Origin of the sequence: Providencia sp. NPDC089933, assembly GCF_049545585.1 — a bacterium.
Lineage (GTDB): Bacteria > Pseudomonadota > Gammaproteobacteria > Enterobacterales > Enterobacteriaceae > Providencia > Providencia huashanensis.
The window spans coordinates 1-26284 of sequence record NZ_JBMWDT010000011.1 but is presented as its reverse complement, the minus strand read 5'-3'; the positions used below and the strand labels follow the sequence as shown (position 1 = coordinate 26284).

Below are 26284 nucleotides of genomic sequence, written 5' to 3'. Positions count from 1 at the left end.
GCTCATGGAAAATGATTTACTCGCTAAAAATAGCTCACCATAATGCCAATAAACAAAATCAAACCAACGAAATTATTATTCATAAAGGCTTTAAAGCAAGGAGCACGCTCGCGGTTCACCATTAGTTGTTGTTGATAAATAAATAACCCTGCAACAAGCGCCAAAGAAAGATAATAAGTTATCCCTAAGCCTGCTAAAGAACCTACAACCACCAGCAAACCCACCATCAGCAATTGCAATAAGCCGATAATTAATTTGTCATATTGGCCAAATAAGATTGCTGTCGATTTCACACCGATTTTTAAGTCATCATCACGGTCAACCATGGCATACTGTGTATCGTAAATCACAGACCAAATAATATTCACTAAGAATAATAACCAACACACCAGAGGCAGTGTTTCATTGACTGCAGAGAACGACATCGGAATTGACCAACCAAATGCAGCACCTAATACTACCTGAGGTAAATGACTGACTCGCTTAACAAAAGGATACACCCATGCTAAAGCTAGGCCCGCAATAGATAGCCAAATTGTCATTGAGTTAAGCGTTAAAACGAGTAAGAAGGAAAAGCCAACAAGCCCCGCAAACAGTATTTTAGCTTCCCTTTCAGTTACATCCCCACTAGGGAGTGGCCGATGCTTAGTGCGTTCTACGTGACCATCAAAATGACGATCGGCAAAATCATTAATGACGCAACCTGCGGCACGCATAAAAAACACCCCAGCAGTAAACACGATCAAAAGATGTAAACTTGGTGTGCTTTGAGCTGCAATCCATAATGCCCAATACGTTGGCCACAAGAGTAATAGTGAACCAATGGGCCTATCTATACGCATTAAACGGCTGTATGCATGCCATTTACTTAGCGTCATACTTCCCTCCACTTTGTCGTGCTCCTTATTCGATTCCATCATACTTCAAATTGGGTATATGTTTATACCACTCAATTCTGTAAGCCACTGATTTATGTTTGTTGGTGTTGCGTACTTACTGAATTTATGAAAATTTAAAATATTTAGGATAATTAACGATATGCAGGTGATTCAGGTAAAAATATTTCTGTTAATAACAATGGTTTAGCCGATAGTTTTAATCGAGAACTGCGAACCCAACGACCAGCACTAGAACCTATGCGAATATAATCCCGAGTTAAGCCATCACGGCTGAATAAATAGCGCCCTAGAGGCATTCTACCTATATCAACCAATTGCTGGTCTTCATCAGTCAATGTTTCTTCTGGAATGACAGTACGGCCTAGTAACCAAGGAATACCATCCCCATACATGACGACTTCCCTGACCCAATAACGAGGGCTTTCAGGTAAAGATTGTGCCTCTTCAGTGCTCAACATACCTTGCGATACATAGCGTTCTAAATAAGGTATCACGGTAACTTGCTGGCTGTGTTGTTCAAAGCGTTTTGTCATGGAACCAAGTTCTAACAACCAATCTAACGTATTGGCAGGAACTATTTTATCATCCTCAGCCAACCAATGAATGGGATGGGAGGTAAATAGTGTTTCATCCATTACTTAAATTTCCACCATGGATAACATGGTTATGATTTACTGTATTTCTTAGACGGTAGGATATCACGTTGTTTTGCTACAGGGTTAAAGTTAGCTAACAATTTATATAAAAAGTCACATTTTCAACACAAAATGTAAAAAAATAGTGAATAAATTTTTAATTACTAACGAGTTATAAACGATAATAAAATTTATTAACATCGTAATAATAAGAATTTATTAGGCAAGTCTCCGTCATTCATTATCTCAATAAAGCGGGAAGTTTTTACAGCTTCCCGCTTTTTCTTCATAAGACAGTGATATGACGTAATAAGAAAGGTTAACGCCAAGCTTTATAGTTATTAATCAAACCATTAGTCGAACTATCATGGCTATTGACTGTTTCGCTATTTTCTAACTCAGGCAAAATACGGCTGGCTAATTGTTTTCCTAATTCCACACCCCATTGATCGAAAGTGAAGATATTCAAAATCGCCCCTTGCGTGAAAATCTTATGTTCATACATTGCGATCAATGCCCCCAGTGAATAAGGGGTAATTGATTTCAATAAGATTGAGTTGGTTGGGCGGTTACCTTCGAATACCTTATACGGTGCCACATATTCCATGTCAGAGACATTTTTACCTTGCGCAGCAAATTCCGCATCAACAACTTCACGAGTTTTTCCAAAAGCTAGCGCTTCAGTTTGCGCAAAAAAGTTAGATAATAATTTTTCATGGTGATCGCCTAACGGGTTATGGGTCACCGCAGGCGCAATAAAGTCACAAGGGATCATTTTTGTCCCTTGGTGAATCAACTGATAAAAAGCGTGTTGACCGTTGGTTCCTGGCTCCCCCCAAATAATTGGGCCCGTTTGGTATGAAACTGGTTTTCCATCTCGGCCTATATACTTACCATTTGATTCCATATTGCCTTGCTGGAAGTACGCTGCAAAACGGTGCATATATTGGTCGTATGGCAGAATCGCTTCAGTTTCTGATTCAAAAAAATTGTTGTACCAAATGCCAATCAAACCTAACAGTACAGGGATGTTTTTTTCTAGTGGTGTTTGGGTGAAATGTTTATCCATAGCATGGGCACCATTCAATAACTGAATGAAATTGTCAAAACCCACGGATAAAATAATCGATAAGCCAATTGCTGACCATAAAGAGTAACGGCCTCCAACCCAATCCCAAAACTCAAACATATTATTAGTATCAATACCAAACTTAGCGACTTCTTCACTATTCGTTGATAGTGCCACAAAGTGTTTGGCAATATGCTGTTCGTCTTTTGCGGTAGCCAATAACCATTCACGTGCTGAATGCGCATTTGTCATGGTCTCTTGGGTCGTAAACGTTTTTGATGCAATTAAAAATAATGTCGTTTCAGGGTTCAGTTTCTTCAGCGTTTCCGCAATTTGTGTGCCATCCACATTAGAAACAAAATGCATATTTAAATGGTTTTTATATGGACGCAATGCTTCTGTAACCATAAATGGCCCAAGATCAGAACCACCAATACCGATATTAACAACATCTGTTATCGCTTTACCTGTATAACCTTTCCACTCTCCGCGAATAATGCGCTCGCTAAATTTCTGCATTTTTTCTAATACAGCATTAACATCTGGCATTACATCTTTACCATCAACATAAATCGGTGTGTTATCACGGTTACGTAAAGCCGTATGTAACACCGCTCGGTCTTCGGTACGGTTGATTTTTTCACCACTGAACATGCTCTTGATAGCGCTTTCTAGCTCAGTTTCTTTTGCTAACGCTAACAGGTTATCTAATGTTTCTTGTGTAATTCTATTTTTGGAGAAATCCACTAAGATTTGACCATCGAACGTTGCCGAAAAATGAGTAAAGCGGTCTTTATCCTGCGCAAACAAGTCACGCATATGAACATCCTTCATTTGCGCAAAATGTTGTTCTAGCGCCCGCCATGCAGCCGTTTGGCTTGGATTAATACTTTTCATGGATAACACTCTCCAAAATAATTTAAAATATAAATATATTGTACCTCGTCAAAGATACGAGACTTATCGGTTTTCTGCGTTATGTTGATATTCCCCAATTCCACGGCACTTTTCCAGACATAATTAACTCTTTCACTGAAATACGCACTTTCAATGTCATTTAACTTTAACAGTAGCGAGTACACGCTAAATCATTCGAGTTGCATGTAGGCGACAAGGGAAGATAGACCGATGAGCATACAAAAGTATGTGATTCGGCTATCTGAGCGCAGTCAACACCCATGCAGCTTGAAGGATGACGAGTATATTGAGAAAACCGATAATGAATTACCTATCATTAGAATTACTGATTTACTTCGATTCTTGATTGACGCAACGCTAATTACCCGATAAATCTATATAAAAATATAGTTTAACGACAGGGATCGATACCATGAATACAGTAGCGTCTTTATCAGACAACAGTCAGTTTGTTATCGCAAAATTTGGCGGCACTAGTGTCGCGAACTTTGAGGCAATGAACAATAGTGCCAATATCATTCTTTCTAATCCAAATGTTCGAGTCGTTGTGCTTTCTGCCTCCGCTGGAGTCACTAATTTGCTAATAGAACTCGCTGAAGGTTGTGATATTGATAAACGCAATGAGCTACTGAAAAAAGTTAAAGATATCCAATATGCGATTATTGATAATCTGCAAACTGCTGATGTGATCCGTGAAGAAATCAATCGATTACTTGATAATATCGCTCATTTAGCTGATTCCGCGTCTCTCGCCACTTCTGACGCATTGACGGATGAAATGGTTAGTCATGGTGAATTAATGTCGACCCTATTATTCGTAGAAGTCCTCCGCCAGCGCAATACCGAATCACAATGGTTTGATGTCCGTAAAGTCATGAGAACCAATGAAAGTTTTGGTCGTGCAGAACCTGAGTTGGAGCAGTTGAAAACCCTTGCAGAACAACAGCTGTTACCTCGCTTAGCAGAATCGGTAGTTATTACCCAAGGGTTTATTGGCCGTGATCCAAAAGGCCGTACAACAACACTTGGGCGTGGTGGGAGTGATTATACCGCTGCACTGCTAGCTGAAGTCCTAAGCTTATCTCGCGTTGATATTTGGACTGACGTTCCAGGTATTTACTCTACTGACCCACGGGTCGTGCCAAATGCACAGCGTATTGATGAAATAGCATTCGATGAAGCTGCTGAAATGGCAACCTTTGGGGCAAAAATTTTGCATCCGGCAACACTGCTCCCCGCTGTACGTGCTGGTATCCCGGTTTTCGTTGGTTCAAGTAAAGCCCCAGAAGCAGGTGGCACCATTGTTTCTGATAAAACCAGTAACCCACCACAATTCAGGGCATTAGCGCTACGCCGTAAACAAACATTATTAACTCTGCATAGCCTAAAAATGCTACATGCACGTGGTTTTTTAGCTGAAATATTTACGATTTTACTACGTCATAATATCTCGGTAGATTTAATCACAACTTCCGAAGTGAGTGTCGCTCTAACCTTAGATACAACCGGTTCAACAGGGACAAATGGCAGTTTGCTAACTAATGCACTGATGACTGAGCTTTCGGCTCTATGCCGTGTTGAAGTTGAAGAAAACTTAGCCTTAGTGGCCATCATCGGTAATGAATTATCGCAAGTAAATGGGTTAGGGAAACAAATCTTTGGTGCTTTAGAATCTTTCAATATTCGCATGATCAGCTACGGGGCCAGTAGCCACAATATTTGTTTACTGGTTCCCGGTGACGATGCTGAAAATATCGTTCGTACATTACATAGTAATTTATTCGAGTAACCAAACTACCGCTCTAAAACAAAGAAGGCGATATTCATAATCGCCTTCTTATTCAATCAGTTGACTTATTTTTTGTTTTAACACTGTCAGTGTACTTTAACATTGCGGCTTTCACACCTTTGTTCTGCTGTAATAGTACTAAATTATGTTTGGCAGTGGCATTACCGAGTTCGACTGCGCGCTCAAACCACATGACTGCACGGAAGATATTTTTTTCTCCCCCTTCGCCACGAGCATACATTACAGCAAGGTTATTCTGTGCATCACTGTTTTTCTTAAATGCCGCATTTTCCAAAAGCTCTCGGGCCTTTAACGAGTTTTGCGCAACGCCAGTCCCCGTTAAATAGAAAATTGCTAATTGGTTTTTCGCCTCAATGCTATCCCCTTGTGCCAGTATTAACCAATTTGCAATTTGCGTAACATCGGCTTCTTTCCATTCACCAGCCAAATATAATTTGGCGAGCTTAATTTGTGCTGCGTTATAATCCTGATTGGCTAAATTTTGATACAATTCTACTGCCTTTACAGGGTTCTTTTGAATGCCACCTAACCCTTTCTCATAAAACTCAGCGACCTTCATTCCTGCTTCAAATGATTTGTTTTGTGCAGCTCGTTCATACCATGTGAATGCTTCAGCTAAGTCTTTAGTTACCCCATTGCCAAGCTCATAAACTTTTGCAATAGCCAGTTGCGCCGAAGCATTGTTTTGCTGCGCAGCCCTTTTATACCAATACATGGCTTGATAACTATTTTTCTCAATCGAGTTATGGCCTTCCTGATAAAAATCGCCCATATTGACTTGCGCAATTGCTGAACCCATATTTGCGGCTTGTCGATACAAGTAAACGGCCGTATCATCATCCTGCTCTACCCCGTCACCGTTTTCATACATAACAGCAAGGTTATTAACCGCCGCTGCAACATTATTTACCGCACTTCTTTCATACCATTCACGAGCCTTTGAATAATCAACTTCGCCACCAAGCCCATCATGATAAAATAACCCCATAGCAAACTGTGCATTTGCATGCTCTTGCTCCGCAGCCTCTGAATACCACGCTTTAGCCTGCTGATAGTTTTGCTCAACTCCTACACCATGTTCATATAAATACCCCATGGCATATTGGCAATAAGCATCCCCTTTTTCAGCGCCTCGGCGATACCAGTACTCCGCTTGTTTAAATTTTTTTTGATTTTGCAGCAGCATACCTAAATAATAATCGCCATCTGTATTATCTAAATCAGAAACTTTTTTAAACCAGCGATAAGCTTCCTGATCATTGCTCTGCAAAAAATCGGTTCCATCCATATAGGCTAGCCCGACATCCACCATCGCATCGACATCCCCTTCCTTAGCAGATTTTAATTTAGCTTTAAAATCATCAGGAAATACGACATCGTTGGCCTGACTTGCGGTTTCTAGCGGCTTATTTTTTGTAGAAGGAGCTTCCGAAGTCGCTTGAGCCAAAGACGCGGTGCTCAAACACACTGCTAGAAATAAATACCGTAATTTCATCACCATTACCCATTCATTGGCGTTATGTTATTAACATAACATTCCAATAAAAAATTCATAAGGGATTCAAGCTGAAAAAACGCTATTAGGAAGAAATTTCGTCGAAAAATTTAGGTAGTGTTCATTCATCGCTAAAACGGCCACTACCTAAACCAAAGATTAACCTATCAAAGGCTTAATTAACGCGGTAACCACCATGTTTACTGGCAAATAAATTAAATTTACCCCACTCAATCAGTAAATGTTCCAGTTTTTGGTGACTAATTTTGCATAACTCAGAAATTTGCGACACAACAAAGTGGTTTTCACTCACTAATTCTGGGGCGAAAACTTCAGCTATCCATTCACATTCTTTAGTCGTGACCAACCAACCATCATTGGTAGAAAATTTATGGACTGGGATCATGCCTTCTTTACTACTTTCTTGCGATAACAGTTTGTTTTCATCTAGTTGTGCTTGATGAAATGCAGCTATTTCGTCTTGTGAAGGCACTGGTTCTACGGCTAAACGCTCTTCCAGAAATAAATAAATTTCTTCTGCACGCGCCGGTGTTAACTCGCTTTTTAGCCAAATTTGGTTAAAACAGTGCTCATCAAGGGACTCATCCGTATCGAGTTTGTCCATAATTTGTAAGATACTCATCATCGCACTGACCGCATCTTCGCTCATGAGAAATGTTTCAGGCGCCGCACTGTTTTGGATCTGATAAGGAAATGCCACTGAATGCGGCAGTTCATTTTCAATAATAAATTCATAGCTCATCATTAGACCCCTTTAATGTCTTTACCCATAAGATGGTGCCGAACACCTGAAAAATCAATACACTGTTTTATTAATCTTCTGGGTCATAGCCTAAATTAGGTGCTAACCAACGCTCAAGTTCCGTCACCGACAGCCCCTTACGTTTTGAATAATCTTCAATTTGGTCTTTCTGTAATTGAGCCACTGCAAAATATTTGCTATCTGGATGACTAAAATACCAACCTGATACAGATGCCCCAGGCCACATCGCATATGAACTAGTGAGTTTCATTCCCACTTGGTTTTCAACATCTAATAGCTGCCAAATCTTCTCTTTTTCTGTGTGCTCAGGGCAAGCTGGATAGCCCGGTGCAGGCCGAATACCTTGGTAATTTTCACGGATCAACTCGTCATTACTTAAATTTTCATCTTTCGCATAACCCCAATACTGCATACGAACCTGTTGATGTAAAAATTCAGCAAATGCCTCAGCAAGCCTATCCGCCAGCGCTTTAACCATAATTTTATTATAATCATCATGCTGTTTTTCGTATTCATCCGCCAGCGCATCCTCTTCTAAACCACCAGTAACAGCAAATGCACCGATATAATCGGCTTTACCACTGTCTTTAGGTGCCACAAAATCAGATAAACAATAATTCGGGAAATCCGTCTTTAAGGTTTGCTGACGTAGGTTCAAACTCACTGCTTGCACATGATGGCGTGTTTCGTCTGTATAGATTTCAACATCGTCACCAACACAGTTCGCGGGGAATAAGCCAAAAATACCTTTTGGTGTCAGTAAACGTTCTTTTTCGAGCTTATCTAACATCGCGTTAGCATCATTCAATAATTTACGTGCTTCTGACCCCACGACTTCGTCGTCTAAGATACGTGGGTACTTCCCAGCGAGCGACCACGTCATAAAAAATGGCGTCCAGTCAATATATTCACGTAAGGTTGTTATTGATGCATTGACCTCTTGAATACCCAAAAATTTCGGCACCGGCGGCTGATAATTAGACCAATCAATTTTCACCTTATTGGCTCGGGCAATATCAAGAGTGACTGGTGGTGTTTTTGGTCGTCTACGCCCATGTTGTAAACGTACCGTGTCATATTCACGGCGAGTACGCTCAACAAAATCTGCTTTTTGAGTATCAGACAATAACGCTGAAACCACACCAACAGTACGTGATGCATTTTGGACGTACGTGGTTGGTCCACTGTAGTTAGGTTCAATTTTCACTGCGGTATGTGCTTTCGACGTTGTTGCCCCCCCAATCAATAACGGCAACGTAAAGCCTTGTCTTTCCATCTCTTTTGCCACATGAACCATTTCATCAAGGGATGGCGTTATCAAGCCTGACAGGCCGATAATGTCGACATTTTGCTCACGTGCCGTTTTTAAAATTGTTTCGCATGGCACCATCACGCCTAAGTCGATGATTTCATAGTTATTACACTGAAGCACTACGCCAACAATATTTTTACCAATGTCGTGAACATCCCCTTTGACTGTTGCTAACAACACTTTACCAGCACTACTTCCCGATTGTTTAAGTTCTTGAATATACGGTTCTAAATACGCAACTGCTTGTTTCATCACCCGGGCAGATTTCACCACTTGTGGTAAAAACATTTTTCCTTCACCAAACAGATCCCCCACAACATTCATCCCGTTCATCAGCGGGCCTTCAATAACCTCGATGGGGCTTGATGCACGTTGGCGAGTTTCTTCTGTATCTTGAATGATAAATTCAGTGATCCCCTTAACAAGCGAATATTCAAGGCGTTTTTCTACGTCCCAACCTCGCCATTCCGCCTGTTGGATTTGCTGTTCTTGAGCACCAGCCCCGCGGTATTTTTCCGCTAATTCCAGTAACCGCTCAGTACTATCATTACGGCGATTTAATACCACATCTTCAACTGCATCTTTCAACTCAGCGGGTAGGTCGTCATAAATGGCTAATTGCCCTGCATTCACGATCCCCATATCCATTCCATTACGAATGGCGTAGTACAAGAAAACGGCGTGGATAGCTTCACGGACTGGGTCGTTCCCCCTGAAAGAGAAGGAAACATTCGATACCCCACCGGATATCATGGCATGTGGTAGTTGTTGTTTAATATCCTTACAAACATCAATAAAATCAACAGCATAATTATTATGCTCTTCAATCCCTGTCGCGACAGCAAAAATATTTGGGTCGAAAATGATATCTTCAGGGGGAAAGCCAACCTCTTCGGTCAACACCTGATAGGCGCGTCGGCAAATCTCAATTTTACGCTCACGTGTATCGGCTTGCCCTACCTCATCGAAGGCCATAACAACCACCGCAGCCCCGTATTTACGCAGCAGTTTGGCGTGTTCGACAAAGGTTTCAACCCCCTCTTTCATGGAGATAGAGTTAACAATTCCCTTACCTTGTATACACTTAAGCCCAGCTTCGATGACTTCCCATTTTGAAGAATCAATCATAATAGGAACACGAGCAATATCAGGTTCACCCGCGATTAAATTCAGAAAACGTACCATAGCAGCTTGGGAATCCAGCATCCCCTCATCCATATTTATATCGATGATTTGAGCACCGCTTTCCACTTGTTGGCGCGCCACATCTAACGCTTCTAAATAGTTTTCCTCTTTAATCAGCCTTTTGAATTTTGCTGAACCCGTTACGTTCGTTCTTTCCCCAACATTTACAAACAGTGACTGTTTGCTGATATTCAATGGTTCTAAACCTGATAAACGACATTCAACAGGCAATTCAGGTAACTGACGCGGCATCACCCCTTTCACCGCTTCCGCCATTTTTTTAATATGTAATGGTGTTGTGCCACAACACCCACCGACGATATTTAAAAAACCTGCTGTTGCCCATTCATGAATTTGTTCAGCCATATTTTGTGCATCAAGGTCATACTCACCAAATGCATTTGGCAGGCCGGCATTTGGGTGAGCGCTGACATAACACTCAGCAATTCTTGATAGCTCTGAAACATACTGACGAAGTTCATCAGGACCCAGTGCACAATTCAAACCAAATGAAAGTGGGGCCGCGTGACGCAATGAGTTATAAAATGCTTCTGTCGTTTGCCCCGATAAAGTACGCCCAGATGCATCAGTAATAGTGCCTGAAATCATAATAGGCAGCGAAACACCTAGCGCGTCTAATTCTGTTTCAACTGCAAAAATCGCCGCTTTAGCATTTAAGGTATCAAAAATAGTTTCGATCATAATTAGATCGACCCCACCTTTAACTAAAGATCGTGTAGATCCCCTGTAAGCTTCAACAAGTTGATCAAAAGTAACATTTCTATAAGCAGGGTCATTTACATCCGGAGAAATAGAAGCCGTACGATTGGTTGGGCCTAAAACACCCGCCACATAGCGAGGCTGCTCTGGCGTTTTCCGTGTCCATTCATCGGCACATTCGCGCGCAATACGTGCAGCAGTTTCATTAATTTCATCGGAAATGGCTTCCATTTTATAGTCAGCCATCGCAATAGGCGTGGAGTTAAAGGTGTTTGTCTCAACGATATCTGCACCTGCTGCAAAATATTGATGATGTATATCTCTAATAATCTCAGGCTGTGTTAGTACTAATAAGTCATTATTACCTTTCACATCACAGGGCCAGTCAGCAAACCTATCCCCACGAAATTGTTCTTCCGACAACTTATGTTGTTGGATCATTGTTCCCATTGCACCATCTAATACCAATATACGTTTTTTTAATTCTTGTTCTAATTGATTAATTTTTTCGGACACTGCACTGCCCTCCTAAAATGGAACACTGAGAAATAAGTCAAATTTTTACTTATAACATCCTATCACAACTTTTAACTCGAAAATTCGCTGTTATGATGAGAGTTTTTCAGGTTGCATAAAATCGGTCTTTCAACTGATCCGATGAGTATTTTTAGGTGAGATAGTACATAATAGAAACAAAATTACCGTCAGGAGAGACTTAATGGCAACGGCACCAATTACTAAAAAGATAAAAAAAGCAAAAGGGCCAGCAAGTGGAGCTACCGCTGCGGGGCAAGTTCAATCATTAAGTCGTGGGCTGACACTGTTGGAATACATTTCTGAATCCACCGGTGGCATTGCACTCACTGACCTTGCATTACAAGCTGGCTTACCAAATTCAACGACACATCGACTGTTGATGACATTAGAACAGCATGGTTTTGTGCGCCAAACGGGCGATCTTGGCTTATGGGTTATTGCATCTCATGCCTTTATTATTGGAAGTAGCTTTTTAGAAAGTCGTAATTTATTAGCGTTGGTTCACCCTATATTACGCCGTTTAATGGATGGGTCAGGGGAAACCGTCAATTTAGCTATCCTCGACCACTCGGAATATGATGCTGTTATTGTCGATCAAGTGCAATGCAACGCATTAATGAGGATGTCAGCACCTATTGGCGGGAAACTGCCTTTACACGCCTCTGGAGCCGGTAAGGCGTTTATTGCAAACTTACCCGAAGAAAAGCTAATCCCTCTTTTAAGCCGCAAAGGGTTACATGCCTATACTCCATACACGTTAACTAACCCATCAGCCTTAAAAGAAAACTTGCAACAAGCTAAAAAACAAGGGTTTTCCTATGATGATGAAGAGCATGCTTTAGGCTTAAGGTGCATTGGTGCCTGTATTTATGATGAACATAAAGAAGCCTTTGCTGCTATTTCTATTTCAGGGCCGTTATCACGTATTACAGATGACCGCATTACTGAATTAGGTGCGATGGTTATCAAGGCTGCAAAAGAAATTAGCCGTGAGTACGGCGCAAACCGTTAAATGACAAAAAGTGAAATGAGGCCCAAACCTCATTTCACTTTTATTATACTCATCAGCAATGTTAACCATTATGTAGCTTATATTTATAACTACTCCGTTTGCTCAAATAATTTGAAATTTTCCATATCTCGATATTTTTCAATTAAGGCTAACGCAATTGCCTCTGTTTCTGCATCGGCTAACCCTTCAATATCCCGCTGACGAAAGTGCAGCTGAAAGGCACGCAATGTCTTTTTGGTTTGGTCATCCAACTCGCCAGATAGAGGGATCGCCGAATAACCATAAAATTTCAGAGCCTTTTGAACACGTAACACATTAGCGGGTTCGTTAGCATTTCGCCCCGCTAAGTATTTACTAACTGTTTTAGCATCAGGCCATGCACCAATTCCTTGCTGAGCAAGACGCTGCCATGGAAATGCCCTACCTGGATCTTGTTTACGTAATGGTGCAATATCGCTATGACCGATAATATTTTCAGGCGGTATATTATACCGTTGCATAATATCTTGAACTAATGGAATCAATGCAACAATCTGCGATTCATTAAAAGGTACCCAAGTTTGGTTCCCAAGGCTATTTTCTTGAAGACCGGGATTTACTATCTCAATACCGATGGAAGTGTCATTCAAACCTTTTTGATGTTGCCAACGACTATAACCAGCATGCCAAGCTTTTAGCTGTTCGGGTACCAATTGTAATACAACTGGTTTACCGTATTTAAATTCAGGTTTACTGGGAATAAGATAGTGTGAACTCACATTCCCTTTTGTTAAAAGCTCTATCGAACGTGCATCATTAGAAACAGTGTAGTGTAAAATAATATATTGAATCCGTTCACTCGTATTTCTTGATGGGTAACGATTATCAAGGTAGTAGCCTTTATTAGATGCTGAAATCGAGCAACCAACAAGCAAAAACACAAATAATATCCCTATATATTTGAACATAAAACCATAACCTTAACTCATAATTAGTTAAGTTTTATTTAAGCATAATGTTATAGGGAACACTATTAAATAATGACATCTTAAAGAAAAAAAGTAGGAAAAAACGCAGGGTTCAAGATAAAAAGTAATAATATAAAATAAATAACAACTAGTTATGTATAATAATAAAGGTTACTTATAAATAAGAAATTTGATAAAATGCACATGAATATTCACGTTAAACCTTTTAAGCCCTTTACTGAAACTGAAAAGGTTTATTGATCAATAGCACTATATTTTATCTATAATAATCAGTTAGCTACAACCCCTTCCCTAACCATATATAAAATCATAAAAATTCAATTTAAAAATACAATTGATTATTTACATTTATAGAATTTATTTTAAAATCAGTTTTTTCCTTTAAGTAATTACCACAATAAATAGTGCCAAAGGAGATTAGTCAAATTAATTGGTTATTTCCTATAAATTAAAATTATGATTCAAAGCATGTTTTTTAAGTTTAATACTTTTCTAATAATATAAAATAGTTATAAAAACTTACCAAAATAAAGATACTAACCCCATCTAACTCTTTTTTTCATTCTCTACCTGTTTAGAAATAATTTTAGTTATTTCGTTAATATCAATATCGAGAAAAATGACAATTTCAATTAATTTATCTAAACTTAATTTATTAATCCCTAGTTCATAGCGTGATACTTGCTGCTGGCTCAAATGAATGACCGAACCTAATTCATTGCCTGATAACCCCTTGCTCACCCTAGCTTTTCGTAAATAATTTCCTAATAAAGCATAAATATTTTCCTTTTTAACTATATGCATATGCATACCATCTCCTAAATAAGAAAAAAAATTTTTAGCTAGTAATATTCATTATAAAATTAATCTTCATCATTTAAAATAGTTATGAACAATCAAATACATATCAATTGATAGGTAAACATGTTTTTTATATACAAAAAAATGAGACCTTTGTATTATTTATGTAGCAATGCATTGCTTTATAAAAAGTTTTTCACTTCTTAATTACATAATTTCTTTTGTTGGTTTTTCTTGATCAAATCGATAATTTAATATAATTTTACACTTTAAATGTCACTAGAAATAATTAGCAACCAATAAAAACGATTATGTTTTTCAATTCTTAGAATATTTTAATTTAAAATATATTTTATATTCGCAGCTAAACCATATAAAAACAAAGATTAACTCATATTTATACAATATAATTAGGTCAAAAGTTCATTTTTCAATTCAATAACCACCAATTAACAGATTAATAATCTATTTTTGACCTAAATACAATAATGCCTTCTTTTCCTTGTATGTAGTGCTGTAATTCAACATCACTAACTTTGAAATTTTCACGTAATGAAGAAGCATTTCTAAAAATTGTTTTGTTTCCTTTTTGTATTACAATACCAACGTGACTAACATCCAAGCCTCTATTCGTTGAGTACACACCAATATAATCACCGGTCTTAAGCCTTTTAATCAAATCATTATCTATATGTTTAGATGGAATATAGTTTATATCTCTATAGGTAATGGGCAACCCTAAAATATACGTCTTTCGATTACCTTTTAAATTAAGCTGCTTAGAAACGTTAACGGCATATGGGCTAATTTTAGCCGTAATGTCCTCTGCAACCGCGCTATCACCTTGTGCCCAATCCGAAAAAAAGTGGCGGCGGTTTTTGTATGTAATATCTTGATTAAAATAACGAATACTAGTCAGGTTCCTAAAAAATTGTGCACTATTTTCAGCCCCTTTAAATGCCTCAACGTACTCAATAAAGGTCATACAATCCATCGCTTCTAAATTAACGACTAAGTTTTCAGCAAAGAGTGGGCTCATATTTAACGTTTGTTTATCGTAGGGGGTATTTAAAAAATACTGAGTGAGCACATCAATTTTTTCTGCCGATGTTGAATGATATCGCTGCATTTCATTTTGTTGGTTGAATATACTGGTTAAAATTTTATGCGACCCCGATGTCAACACTACCTGAGCTTGGACATAATTAACCATTAGCAACATCAAGGTTGCAGTAACTAAGCGACGCATTCGCCCACTATTTGAATTTTTAGTATACACATTAACAATATTCCCAATTTACCTTAATTTTGCAGGCAACTGCTTCTATTTAATGACTATAGCATGAGTTTTAGTCCATTTCTTGTTCGATTTATTCCATAGTCAACCTTGATTAAGATCACATATAACTTCAAATATTCATTTTGAATATTGCAACTGTTCTATTTTCATTTAACAATGTTACCGGTAACATTATTTTGTAACGTTATCTGGAATAGGTATAACGATAAGCACAACTTACATGACTTGCAGATTAATTGACTATAGGTCTGCATGATGGAGCAATTACCATGAGTTCTAATATCTCTGAAGTGACAAAATCTCCAGCACTCAATGAGGAACTTGAGCGCATTACACAGCGCATTATCTCTCGTTCTGCACAAGCTCGAGCAGCTTTCCTCAATAAAATTGAACGTGCTCGTAGTACAACTGTCCATCGAGCCTCGCTGGCTTGTGGTAACCTTGCTCATGGTTTTGCTGCCTGCCAAAATGATGAAAAGCAGATCCTTAAAAGTATGACGCGTTCTGATATTGCTATCATCAGCTCTTACAATGACATGCTTTCTGCTCACCGACCTTATGATAAATACCCTGAACAACTAAAAAAAGCGTTACTTGAATCGGGTTCTATTGGGCAAGTTGCAGCTGGTGTCCCTGCCATGTGTGATGGTGTAACTCAGGGGCAAGATGGGATGGAGCTCTCTATGCTAAGTAGAGATGTCATCGCGATGTCTACAGCAATTGGTTTATCCCATAATATGTTTGATGGCGCTCTTTATTTGGGTATTTGCGATAAAATTGTTCCAGGCTTATTACTTGGAGCCCTCTCTTTTGGGCATTTACCTGCTATATTTGTCCCTGCTGGGCCGATGGCCACGGGCCTACCGAATAAAGAAAAAGTACGTATTCGCCAACTGTATGTGGAAGGAAAAGTCGATAGACTTGCGTTATTAGAAGCTGAAGCAGCATCATACCATGGTATTGGTACCTGCACATTCTATGGTACCGCTAATTCAAACCAAATGATTATGGAAGTCATGGGGTTACACTTACCAGGTGCATCGTTTGTCCCCCCTGATTCCCCATTACGCTATGCGCTAACAGATGCAACAGCACAGCAAATTACCCGGTTAACCGAGCAATCTGGCCATTATTTACCAATTGGTCGCCTCATTGATGAAAAAGTTATCGTCAATGGCATTGTTGCCTTACTAGCAACTGGCGGCTCTACCAATTTAACGATGCACCTTGTTGCCATCGCTAGAGCTGCCGGGGTCATTATCAACTGGGATGATTTTTCTGATATTTCTGCAATTGTACCGCTCATTTGCCGAATTTACCCTAATGGCCAAGCTGACATCAACCAATTTCAAGCCGCAGGTGGCGTCGCATTACTAGTCCACCAACTGCTGCAAAAAGGCTTGTTACACCAAGATGTTCATACTGTAGCAGGCTTTGGTTTAACGCGTTACACATTAGAGCCTTGGTTAAATAACGGGCAACTTGAATGGCGAGAAGGCCCCAAACATTCATTCAATACAGATGTTATTGCTGAAATTGACACGCCTTTTTCACCCCATGGAGGTACTAAATTACTCTCAGGTAATTTAGGCCGTGCTGTGATGAAAACGTCCGCGGTCCCGGAAGAAAATCAAATTATTGAAGCGCCTGCTGTAGTATTTAATAACCAAAATGATATCGCAAAACACTTTGAGTCAGGCAACCTTAATCGAGATTGTATCATCGTAGTTCGCTTCCAAGGCCCATCCGCTAACGGGATGCCTGAACTTCATAAATTAATGCCACCACTGGGGGTGCTTATCGATAAAGGTTATAAAGTTGCCTTAGTGACTGATGGCCGGCTATCAGGAGCATCAGGTAAAGTTCCATCCGCAATCCATGTCACTCCCGAAGCCTATAACGGTGGATTACTCGCAAAAGTAAAAGATGGCGATATCATTAGAGTAAATGCGTTAACTGGTGAATTACAATTACTTGTCGATGACACTGTATTAAACAAACGACAATCTTTCAAACCGGACTTAATCGCAGAACGTAGCGGTTGTGGCAGAGAACTTTTTGGCGCATTAAGAAGAAACTTGTCTGGCGCAGAAGAAGGTGCTTGTAGCATTGATTTTTAATCTATTGGTATTAAATAGGAATAAAAAATGAATAATTGGAACATAACCGCTGAAAGCGTGCTCAAACAAGGCCCTGTGGTCCCAGTCATTGTCATTAAAAAACTAGAACAAGCCGTCCCTCTCGCTAAAGCCTTGGTGAAAGGCGGCGTTAATGTACTTGAGGTCACATTACGTACCGAATGTGCAATTGAAGCAATTCGCCTGATTGCTCAAGAAGTCCCTGACGCCATTGTTGGGGCAGGGACTGTACTCAATGCGAAACAACTTGCTGATGTGACAAAAGCTGGCGCTAAATTTGCTATTAGCCCCGGTTTAACCGAAGAATTATTGAGTGCTGCAACCCAAGGAAATATCCCACTGATCCCCGGCATTTCAACGGTTTCAGAACTAATGCTGGGTATGAATTATGGTTTGAAAGCATTCAAGTTTTTCCCAGCAGAAGCGAATGGTGGCGTTAAAGCCTTAAAAGCCATTGCCGGCCCTTTCTCACACGTAAAGTTCTGCCCAACAGGGGGAATTTCACCAGAAAACTATCGTAGTTATTTAGAACTAGAGAGCGTTCTGTGTATTGGTGGCTCTTGGTTAGTGCCCGAAGAGGCTTTAACTACTGGCAACTACGAAAAAATAACCCAACTTGCCCAAGAAGCAGTATTGGGTGCAAAGCGTTAAAACAGCGAAATTCTATTTACCGTTGAGAACGATTCGATACTACTGACTGAGTCGTTCTCAATGTAGCTTTCTTTAACCCTATCAATTTTTTATCTCATGAATCATAAGCTATTTCATTAAACCTATGGCAAAAACGTAGCTCTTCTCGATATGCATAAACATCCTCGACATGACCTGCCAAAATTCGCTTTTGCAACTTTTGCCAGTAATCTGCCGAAAATAAATCAGCATGATAACGTCGCAGATAATCACCAATTTCTGCCGTTTGACAAATAAAAGAAACAAATTCTTCAGGAAAAACATCCTGTTCACCAATGCTATACCATGGCTCATTAGCGAGCTCTTGCTCAGGATATAATGCCACAGGAATTTTACGGAAATTAACTTCTGTCATATAACAAATTTCATCGTAGTCATAAAAAACAACCCGACCATGACGCGTAACACCAAAGTTTTTAAATAACATATCACCAGGGAAAATATTCGCCGCCGCCAACTGTTTAATTGCCAAGCCATACTCATTCAAAACACTTTTTAGCTGTTCCTCATTTACGTTATCCATATAGATATTTAAAGGCACCATCTTTCTTTCCATGTACAAATGGCGGATCAACACTTGGTCTCCTAAATCTTCAATTTGTGAAGGAGCCTCGTTTAATAGCTCTGTCATCAATTCTTCACTAATAGCGCTTTTATCAATCACAAAATTTTCAAATTCTTGTGTATCTGCCATACGCCCAACTCTATCGTGTTCTTTGACAAGCCGATAACATTCCTGCACCCTTTCTTTCGTGACATCCTTTTGTGGGGCAAACTTATCTTTGATAATTTTGAAAACACGGTCAAAAGAAGGCGCTGTAAATACAAGCATCACCATTCCTTTAACGCCTGGTGCAAGCGTAAATTGCTCTCGGGCAAAATTAATATAAGCAAGATACTCACGGTAATACTCTGTTTTTCCATGTTTTTGACAACCAATCGCCATATATAATTCAGCAATGGATTTACTGGGCAAAATTTCCCGCAGCCAAAATACTAATGCCGCAGGGAAAGGTGCATACACCATAAAATAAGAGCGAGCAAAGCCAAACACAATACTCGCTTCATCAAATTCGGTGAGGCAGGTATCGATGTAAATTTGCTTATCATCATCATGATGAATGGGAAGTAAAAATGGATAGACTTCATCATCAATATAAATTTTACCAACTAACCAAGCAGCTTTGTTACGATAAAACAGTTCATTGGCAATATGAAAACAGACTTTTCGCTTTTCAAATCCTGAAAACCGTGAGTGCAATATATTGATAATACAATGAATATCAAACTCTAAATTTCGCCATTTTATTCTTAATGGTAACCCACTTAGAATCGAAAATAGTAACCCATACAGATTATCATCAACCTGATACTCCCAAGCCAATGGCCGAGGGGAAATAGAAAACCGCCTTACAGGCTGAGAAGTAAAAATGAATAAGTTATCTTGTGTAAGGTCTCGGTGTTGAAATAAACGGCAATAAACTGAATTAAAAAAACTTTCTGCTATCTCGAAGCGTGGGTAATCTGGCAACAACGTTTTATACACATTTTTTATTTCTGATAGTTTGTTTGGTGTTAAAGATTGAACTAACCCCATGAATTGTAGCTGGGCAACAACCAAACCAACATGGTGATCATAAAGTTGGATCCTTCTTTTCATTGCATGTTGGATAGCATGCCAATCCCCTTGCTCAAACCTTTCCTGAGCTCCTGAGGTTATCTCTAGAAAACGCCCATATTGCGCATCAAATCCTTGTAGAATGGTTTGGGCTATTATCTGTTCAGTCGTGAGTATCATACTCGCTCCTATTTGAACTAATTTAAAAAAAACAGGCACTCAACGTGCCTGCAAATTAATAGATACACCTAACCAATAAGGACACCGAATGAAATGAAGCCAATTAACTAGAATTGTTCTTCTTCTGTCGACCCTGTTAAAGCAGTGACTGAAGAAGTCCCCCCTTGAATAACCGTTGTAACTTTATCAAAATAACCAGTACCTACTTCTTGTTGGTGAGAAGAGAAGGTATAGCCTTTATTTATCGCCGCAAATTCAGGCTCTTGCACTTTTTCCACGTAATGTTTCATACCTTCACCTTGTGCATAAGCATGTGCAAGGTCAAACATGTTGAACCACATACTATGAATGCCCGCTAAAGTAATAAATTGGAAGCGATAACCCATGGCTGACAACTCATCTTGGAAACGTGCGATTGTGGAATCATCTAAATTTTTCTTCCAATTAAATGAAGGTGAGCAGTTGTAAGCCAATAATTTACCTGGGTATTTAGCATGAATTGCTTCAGCAAACTGGCGTGCAGCATCTAAGTCTGGTTTTGATGTTTCACACCACACGAGGTCTGCATAAGGCGCGTATGCCAAACCACGACTAATCGCTTGCTCGATACCTGCGTTAGTCCGGAAGAACCCTTCAGAAGTACGCTCACCAGTGACAAATGCCGAATCATATGGGTCACAATCAGATGTCAGAAGATCAGCTGCATCGGCATCAGTTCTTGCGATCAGGATCGTTGGTACACCAGAGACATCAGCGGCTAAACGTGCGGCAACTAATTTTTGAACAGCTTCTTGAGTCGGAACCAATACTTTACCGCCCATATGACCGCATTTTTTCACCGCAGCCAATTGGTCTTCAAAGTGCACAGCCGCTGCCCCTGCTTCTATCATATTTTTCATTAACTCAAAGGCATTCAATACCCCACCAAAACCGGCTTCTGCATCTGCAATAATCGGTAAAAAGAAATCAATATATTCTTTATTATCTGGCCCAATGCCATTCGCCCATTGAATTTGATCTGCCCGGCGAAAAGTATTGTTAATTTTCTGAACGACAGAAGGAACCGAATCAACTGGGTAAAGTGACTGATCAGGGTACATACTTGAGGCTGTATTTGCATCAGCAGCAACCTGCCAACCAGAAAGATAAATGGCCTCAACACCAGCTTTCGCTTGTTGTAATGCCTGCCCACCTGTCAATGCACCTAGTGCATTGACGTAGCCTTTCTTAGATTTGCCATTCAGTTGTTCCCAAAAGCGCTCTGCCCCCCTACGAGCAAGGGTATGCTCCGGATTAACAGAACCGCGAAGTTTGATAACTTCCTCAGCAGAATACGGGCGATTAATGCCTTTCCAACGTGGTTTCTTCCATTCATTTTCTAATTGGGCAATTTGGTCTAAGCGCGATGTCGTCATGATTAACTTCCTTTATAAGAATATGTAGGGTTTATCGAATTTATATTTGTTGTTACTAATCTAATAATTGGTAACCAGGAATAGTTAAGAACTCAATAAGTTCATCTTGTGTCGTAATTTGGCGCATTAGCTCCGCTGCTTCACGGAAACGACCATGCTGAAAACGCTTATCACCAAGTTCTTTTTGAATAACTTGAAGCTCTTCATCTAGCATTTCTTCGAACAACGCTTTTGTCACTTTTTCGCCGTTGGTTAGTGACTTTTCATGCCTGATCCATTGCCAAATCGAAGTTCGAGAAATTTCAGCGGTAGCAGCATCTTCCATTAACCCATAGATAGGAACGCACCCATTACCTGAAATCCATGCTTCAATATATTGCACAGCGACCCGAATATTTGCTCTCATACCTGCATCGGTTCGTTCACCTGCGCAAGGTTTTAATAGTTGCTCCGCTGTGATTGGTTCGTCAGAATCACGAGTAACATGCAGTTGATTGGTGTTCTCTCCTAGAACTTGATTAAAGACATCCATCACTGTATCTGCAAGACCTGGGTGAGCAACCCACGAACCATCGTGACCATTTTTTGCTTCAAGCTCTTTATCTGCTCTTACTTTAGCCAATATAGCTTGGTTCTCTGTTTCATCTTTACTTGGGATAAATGCGGACATTCCCCCCATAGCAAAAGCCCCACGACGATGACAAGTTTTAATAAGCAAACGTGAATAAGCACTTAGAAAATCTTGGGTCATCGTAACCACTTGGCGATCGGGTAGTACCCTATCTGGGTGCTCTTTTAATGTTTTGATATAACTAAAAATATAATCCCAACGACCACAATTTAACCCGACAATGTGGTGACGCATGTGATACAAAATTTCATCCATCTGGAATACCGCAGGTAAAGTCTCAATTAAAACTGTTGCTTTAATTGTTCCACGAGGCAAACTGACAGCATCTTCTGCAGCACTAAATACATCACTCCACCATTTTGCTTCCTGCCAAGATTCCAATTTAGGGATATAAAAATAAGGCCCACTTCCTTTCTTCAACAACGCTTGATAGTTATTAAAAAAGTAAAGTGCAAAATCAAATAGCCCCCCCGGAATATTTTTTCCCGCAAGTGATACATGCTTTTCGTCTAGATGTAGCCCTCGTACACGTGCAATTAAAACAGCAGGGTCAGATTTAAGCTGATAAACCTTACCTTTTTCATTGGTGTAAGAAATATCGCCATTAATTGCATCACTTAAATTGATTTGCCCATCAATCAATTTTTCCCATGAGGGAGAAAGAGAGTCTTCAAAGTCAGCCATAAATACTTTAACGTTAGAATTCAAAGCATTAATAACCATTTTTCGTTCGACAGGACCTGTTATTTCAACCCGGCGGTCACGTAAATCCTCAGGTATATTCTGTATTTTCCATTCTGATTTTTTAATGGAATCAAATTCCGAAATAAAATCCGGCAATTCGCCCGCATCAATTTTTTGTTGCCTTATGGTTCTTTGTTTTAGTAACTCTTCACGACGTGGTAAAAACGCCTCAACCAAATTTGAAAGAAACTCAATAGAATCATTATGTAAGACCCTAGTATCTTGCTGAGATATTTCCTTTGAAAATGCTAACTTTGATATTAACAATTGATTTTCCATTGACCTTTCCTCATTCACATCTGACTATAAATTAAGCTTACGATCAAATAACAAATAAATCAAAAACCGTTTCCATTTTATATGAAATACACCTTATCTTTATGATATTAATGGCATTTTACAATCATTTATTTTTGAACAACGATTCTTATAACAAGATAAATAGTGTTAAGCACTTGTTAAATAAAACAATTACTAAAAAGTAAAATTGTTAAATAATTTACCCCAAAAATAAAAAAAGCAGCCATAAATGGCTGCTTTAGTTTTAAATATTGTAAATTTTCTGGAATATTAATCTAAATAAAATGCTAAATATAATTAGTTAGAGTGACATAACAAACATTTTAAGCTTAATATCCCTTATTTTAATCTAGTGTAGGCTCCATGTGAGTAAGATCGAATGGTGTGATCTGGTACACATAATAATTAAGCCAATTCGAAAAAAGTAAGTGCCCATGGCTTCGCCAGCTAATTGTTGGGCCTTTATTAGGATCATTATTTTTAAAATAATTACATGGGATTTCTGGTGAAATACCTGCATCAACATCTCGCCAGTATTCTTGAGCGAGCGTATCTCTATCATATTCAGGGTGGCCAGTAACAAATGCCAAGCGTTTATCTTTTGATGCAAATAAATAAGCACCGGCTTCTTCTGAACTGGCTAAAATTTCAAGATCGGTATGCTTGCGGATAAGCTCTTCAGGAAAATCCGCATAACGAGAGTGTGGAGCATAGAATGAAGCATCAAACCCTCGCGTTAATAATGCATACGGCTCCAATGTATCATGCTGATATACGCCTGAAAGTTTTTCTTCTCTAGTCCATTTTGGCAAATCATAAAGAACTTTCAATGCAGCCTGTACGGCCCAACACACAAAGAGCGTTGAAGTAACATGGCTTTTCGCCCATCTAATTACCTTTTCTATTTGTTCCCAATAACATACATCGGTAAATTCAACTAGCCCTAACGGAGCTCCTGTTACGATTAAACCATCAAAATTTTGATCTTTAATATCTTCAAAATCACAATAAAAATTATTCAAATGCTCTGTAGGAGTATTTTTAGATTCCCTTTGGTCAATACGCAATAACTGGATATCAACCTGTAATGGTGTATTAGATAAAAGCCTTAAGAACTGATTTTCCGTTTCTATTTTTTTAGGCATTAAATTCAGTATTAACACTTTCAAGGGGCGGATCTCCTGAAGGCTAGCTCTTGTCGTTGTCATGACAAAAACATTTTCTTCACGTAAGAAATTAACTGCGGGTAACTCGTCTGGTAAACGAATTGGCATCATTCATCCCCTTTTATATACTTTTATACGTTTAGACTTCTAGAATGCTAAATAATCTAACCAATGTTACTTACCTTGTCGAGCTTTTCAAGACTAATTGAAATAATTTCACGTAGATTCATTTGTCATGGCATTAACTTGAGTATACCTATCTTATAATGTATTGATTTTATATATTTTTTAATCAATAGTGATATTTTATAGATAGATATTCTACTTAGACGTTTTAAGCATTAGGTAAAACTAGGGCAGTATTCATCGCTGCTGAGCAGTGACTGTATTATTTAGTTATACATCGCAAAATTATTTCAAAATACTGTACCAAAAATTATTTAATAAACGTCTTTATGTCATTATCAAATGGCAGCTTTAGCTATTACTAAAATAATATGTAGTCGTTAATTTAAGCTCTAAAATGCCCTATATCCCAAAACTTGTGAGTTGTTACTTACTACTTTAGATCTGACACGCCTATTCAACACACCAATATCATTACACTTTCCACGTAAACTAATACCTAACTTCCTCATGCCTTGTGCGATACTTCCCCGACAGCCAAGCTCACGCTAGCTTCACTCTGCATTTGCTCCCCCAACTCAGTGAGTTGTTATTTACTGCTTTAAATTCCACACACTTATTCACCATACCAATATCATTACACTTTCCGCATGAACTAGAGCCAAACATCTCTACCCCCTGCTTAGCCTTTCCCTAGCTGATTAATTTATTCTTATTTTTTCAGTGGATTAAACCAACCTCGATAAGTGAGTTGTTACTTACTACTTTAAATACGACACACCTATTCACCACACCAATATCATTACACTTTCCGCATAAACTAGTGCCAAACATCTCTACTCCCAGCTTAGCTCCTCCCGTAGGTAATTGATTTAATTTTATTTTTCAGCATATTAAACTCACCCCGATAAGTGAGTTGTTACTTACTACTTTAAATCCGACATGCCCATTCAACACATCCATATCACAGTGCATTCAGAGTGAACAGATGCCCAACTTCTTCATGCCTTGCTCAGTCCTTACTCTACAGCCAAGCTCACGCTAGCTTCACTCTGTATTTGCTCCCCCCAACTCAGTGAGTTGTTACTTACCACTTCAAATACGACACACCTATTCACCATACCAATATCATTACACTTTTCGGATGAGCTGATGCTAAACCTCTCTACTCCTAGCTTTAGTCTCTCCCCTAGCTGATTGATTTATTTTTATTTCTCAATGTGTTAAACCAACCTCGATAGGTGAGCTGTTACTTACTACTTTAAATTCCACACACTTATTCAACATAACAATGTTATTGCACCGTTGAGGGAGGATTAACACCGCCTCAAATCACGGCCAGACGAAAACTTGAGGAATAAAAAATCAGGATGATGGGTTACAAAACAGAGTCCGCTCAGTTCATAAGGAATAAAGGAATAAAGGAATAAAGGAATAAAGGAATAAACAAGTTAAAACGAGATGGGCAGGAAAAGAATATCTCTGTACTAATGAGGGGTTAACCTAGTCCTCTGCTAATCAGACTGTTAATTTAGAAGCTAGACATAAGCAGTTAGAAGTTAGCCTACAGGATAATAAAATATGCAGTGGTCTCAATGCCTCATTACCCTAGGCAGAGCCCTCACAATCAGAGTCGCCCTGAGACTGAACACCTCACTCTTCGCTCCACACTGCCACGCCTCATCACCTAACCCCAAACGCAAAAAAGCCACCCAATGGGTGGCTTTCTCACTAATTTAATGTCTGGCAGTTCCCTACTCTCACATGGGGAGACCCCACACTACCATCGGCGCTACGGCGTTTCACTGCTGAGTTCGGCATGGGGTCAGGT

At 39.3% G+C, this 26284-nt stretch carries 18 protein-coding genes and 1 rRNA gene; 5 read left to right on the top strand and 14 right to left on the bottom strand.

Going from position 1 to position 26284, the window contains the following annotated elements:
* Positions 1 to 23: 23 nt before the first annotated feature.
* The 3 genes from ubiA to pgi all read right to left on the bottom strand — a co-directional run bounded on the left by ubiA (position 24) and on the right by pgi (position 3500).
* Entirely contained in the window at positions 24 to 878 is an 855-nt protein-coding gene (ubiA, locus tag ACPEH5_RS15580; protein WP_042848521.1) for a 4-hydroxybenzoate octaprenyltransferase, read from the bottom strand.
* A 152-nt stretch (positions 879 to 1030) separates the two neighbouring features.
* The gene (gene ubiC, locus ACPEH5_RS15575) at positions 1031 to 1534 is read right to left on the bottom strand and encodes a chorismate lyase (protein WP_131680234.1); all 504 of its coding nucleotides are present in this window, start codon (positions 1532 to 1534) and stop codon (positions 1031 to 1033) included.
* Positions 1535 to 1853: 319 nt separating this feature from the next.
* Positions 1854 to 3500 carry a glucose-6-phosphate isomerase gene (gene pgi, locus ACPEH5_RS15570; RefSeq protein WP_272663749.1) on the bottom strand — a complete coding sequence of 549 codons (1647 nt, stop codon included), beginning with the start codon at positions 3498 to 3500 and terminating at the stop codon, positions 1854 to 1856.
* Positions 3501 to 3731: 231 nt separating this feature from the next.
* Between pgi and ACPEH5_RS15565 the strand changes: the two genes are divergently transcribed.
* Positions 3732 to 3893, top strand: a complete 162-nt coding sequence (locus ACPEH5_RS15565) for a hypothetical protein (protein ID WP_155405749.1) — start codon at positions 3732 to 3734, stop codon at positions 3891 to 3893.
* Positions 3894 to 3933: 40 nt separating this feature from the next.
* Positions 3934 to 5310, top strand: a complete 1377-nt coding sequence (lysC, locus tag ACPEH5_RS15560; RefSeq protein WP_042848527.1) for a lysine-sensitive aspartokinase 3 — start codon at positions 3934 to 3936, stop codon at positions 5308 to 5310.
* Positions 5311 to 5362: 52 nt separating this feature from the next.
* Here lysC and ACPEH5_RS15555 read toward each other — a convergent pair whose 3' ends face one another.
* From ACPEH5_RS15555 to metH, 3 genes are all read right to left on the bottom strand, one after another.
* Complete coding sequence (locus ACPEH5_RS15555; RefSeq protein WP_129466969.1) at positions 5363 to 6826, bottom strand: SEL1-like repeat protein; 1464 nt, start codon at positions 6824 to 6826, stop codon at positions 5363 to 5365.
* A 175-nt stretch (positions 6827 to 7001) separates the two neighbouring features.
* Entirely contained in the window at positions 7002 to 7592 is a 591-nt protein-coding gene (locus ACPEH5_RS15550; RefSeq protein WP_173424840.1) for a hypothetical protein, read from the bottom strand.
* Between the two features lie 67 nt (positions 7593 to 7659).
* Entirely contained in the window at positions 7660 to 11343 is a 3684-nt protein-coding gene (gene metH, locus ACPEH5_RS15545) for a methionine synthase (protein WP_166686091.1), read from the bottom strand.
* 202 nt (positions 11344 to 11545) lie between these two features.
* Here metH and iclR point away from each other — a divergent pair, with 202 nt between their 5' ends.
* On the top strand, positions 11546 to 12376 hold the full coding sequence (gene iclR, locus ACPEH5_RS15540) for a glyoxylate bypass operon transcriptional repressor IclR (protein ID WP_042848533.1): 831 nt from the start codon (positions 11546 to 11548) through the stop codon (positions 12374 to 12376).
* Positions 12377 to 12465: 89 nt separating this feature from the next.
* Here iclR and ACPEH5_RS15535 read toward each other — a convergent pair whose 3' ends face one another.
* From ACPEH5_RS15535 to ACPEH5_RS15525, 3 genes are all read right to left on the bottom strand, one after another.
* Positions 12466 to 13323, bottom strand: a complete 858-nt coding sequence (locus ACPEH5_RS15535) for an N-acetylmuramoyl-L-alanine amidase (protein WP_042848535.1) — start codon at positions 13321 to 13323, stop codon at positions 12466 to 12468.
* 567 nt (positions 13324 to 13890) lie between these two features.
* Positions 13891 to 14154, bottom strand: coding sequence for a helix-turn-helix domain-containing protein (locus ACPEH5_RS15530; protein WP_173424841.1), 264 nt, complete (start codon positions 14152 to 14154; stop codon positions 13891 to 13893).
* Between the two features lie 448 nt (positions 14155 to 14602).
* The gene (locus ACPEH5_RS15525; RefSeq protein WP_226619013.1) at positions 14603 to 15424 is read right to left on the bottom strand and encodes an N-acetylmuramoyl-L-alanine amidase-like domain-containing protein; all 822 of its coding nucleotides are present in this window, start codon (positions 15422 to 15424) and stop codon (positions 14603 to 14605) included.
* A 290-nt stretch (positions 15425 to 15714) separates the two neighbouring features.
* Between ACPEH5_RS15525 and edd the strand changes: the two genes are divergently transcribed.
* Positions 15715 to 17565, top strand: coding sequence for a phosphogluconate dehydratase (gene edd / locus ACPEH5_RS15520; protein WP_166687210.1), 1851 nt, complete (start codon positions 15715 to 15717; stop codon positions 17563 to 17565).
* Between the two features lie 27 nt (positions 17566 to 17592).
* On the top strand, positions 17593 to 18234 hold the full coding sequence (locus ACPEH5_RS15515) for a bifunctional 4-hydroxy-2-oxoglutarate aldolase/2-dehydro-3-deoxy-phosphogluconate aldolase (protein ID WP_166686092.1): 642 nt from the start codon (positions 17593 to 17595) through the stop codon (positions 18232 to 18234).
* 94 nt (positions 18235 to 18328) lie between these two features.
* Here ACPEH5_RS15515 and aceK read toward each other — a convergent pair whose 3' ends face one another.
* The 5 genes from aceK to rrf all read right to left on the bottom strand — a co-directional run.
* Positions 18329 to 20071 carry a bifunctional isocitrate dehydrogenase kinase/phosphatase gene (gene aceK / locus ACPEH5_RS15510; RefSeq protein WP_166687209.1) on the bottom strand — a complete coding sequence of 581 codons (1743 nt, stop codon included), beginning with the start codon at positions 20069 to 20071 and terminating at the stop codon, positions 18329 to 18331.
* A 107-nt stretch (positions 20072 to 20178) separates the two neighbouring features.
* Positions 20179 to 21486 carry an isocitrate lyase gene (aceA, locus tag ACPEH5_RS15505; protein WP_042848540.1) on the bottom strand — a complete coding sequence of 436 codons (1308 nt, stop codon included), beginning with the start codon at positions 21484 to 21486 and terminating at the stop codon, positions 20179 to 20181.
* A 55-nt stretch (positions 21487 to 21541) separates the two neighbouring features.
* Positions 21542 to 23140: a malate synthase A gene (gene aceB, locus ACPEH5_RS15500; RefSeq protein ID WP_042848541.1), complete on the bottom strand. Its 1599-nt coding sequence runs from the start codon at positions 23138 to 23140 to the stop codon at positions 21542 to 21544.
* Positions 23141 to 23505: 365 nt separating this feature from the next.
* Positions 23506 to 24435 carry a homoserine O-acetyltransferase MetA gene (gene metA, locus ACPEH5_RS15495; protein WP_048608842.1) on the bottom strand — a complete coding sequence of 310 codons (930 nt, stop codon included), beginning with the start codon at positions 24433 to 24435 and terminating at the stop codon, positions 23506 to 23508.
* Positions 24436 to 26194: 1759 nt separating this feature from the next.
* Positions 26195 to 26284 (bottom strand): 5S ribosomal RNA (gene rrf / locus ACPEH5_RS15490); the annotation flags it as partial.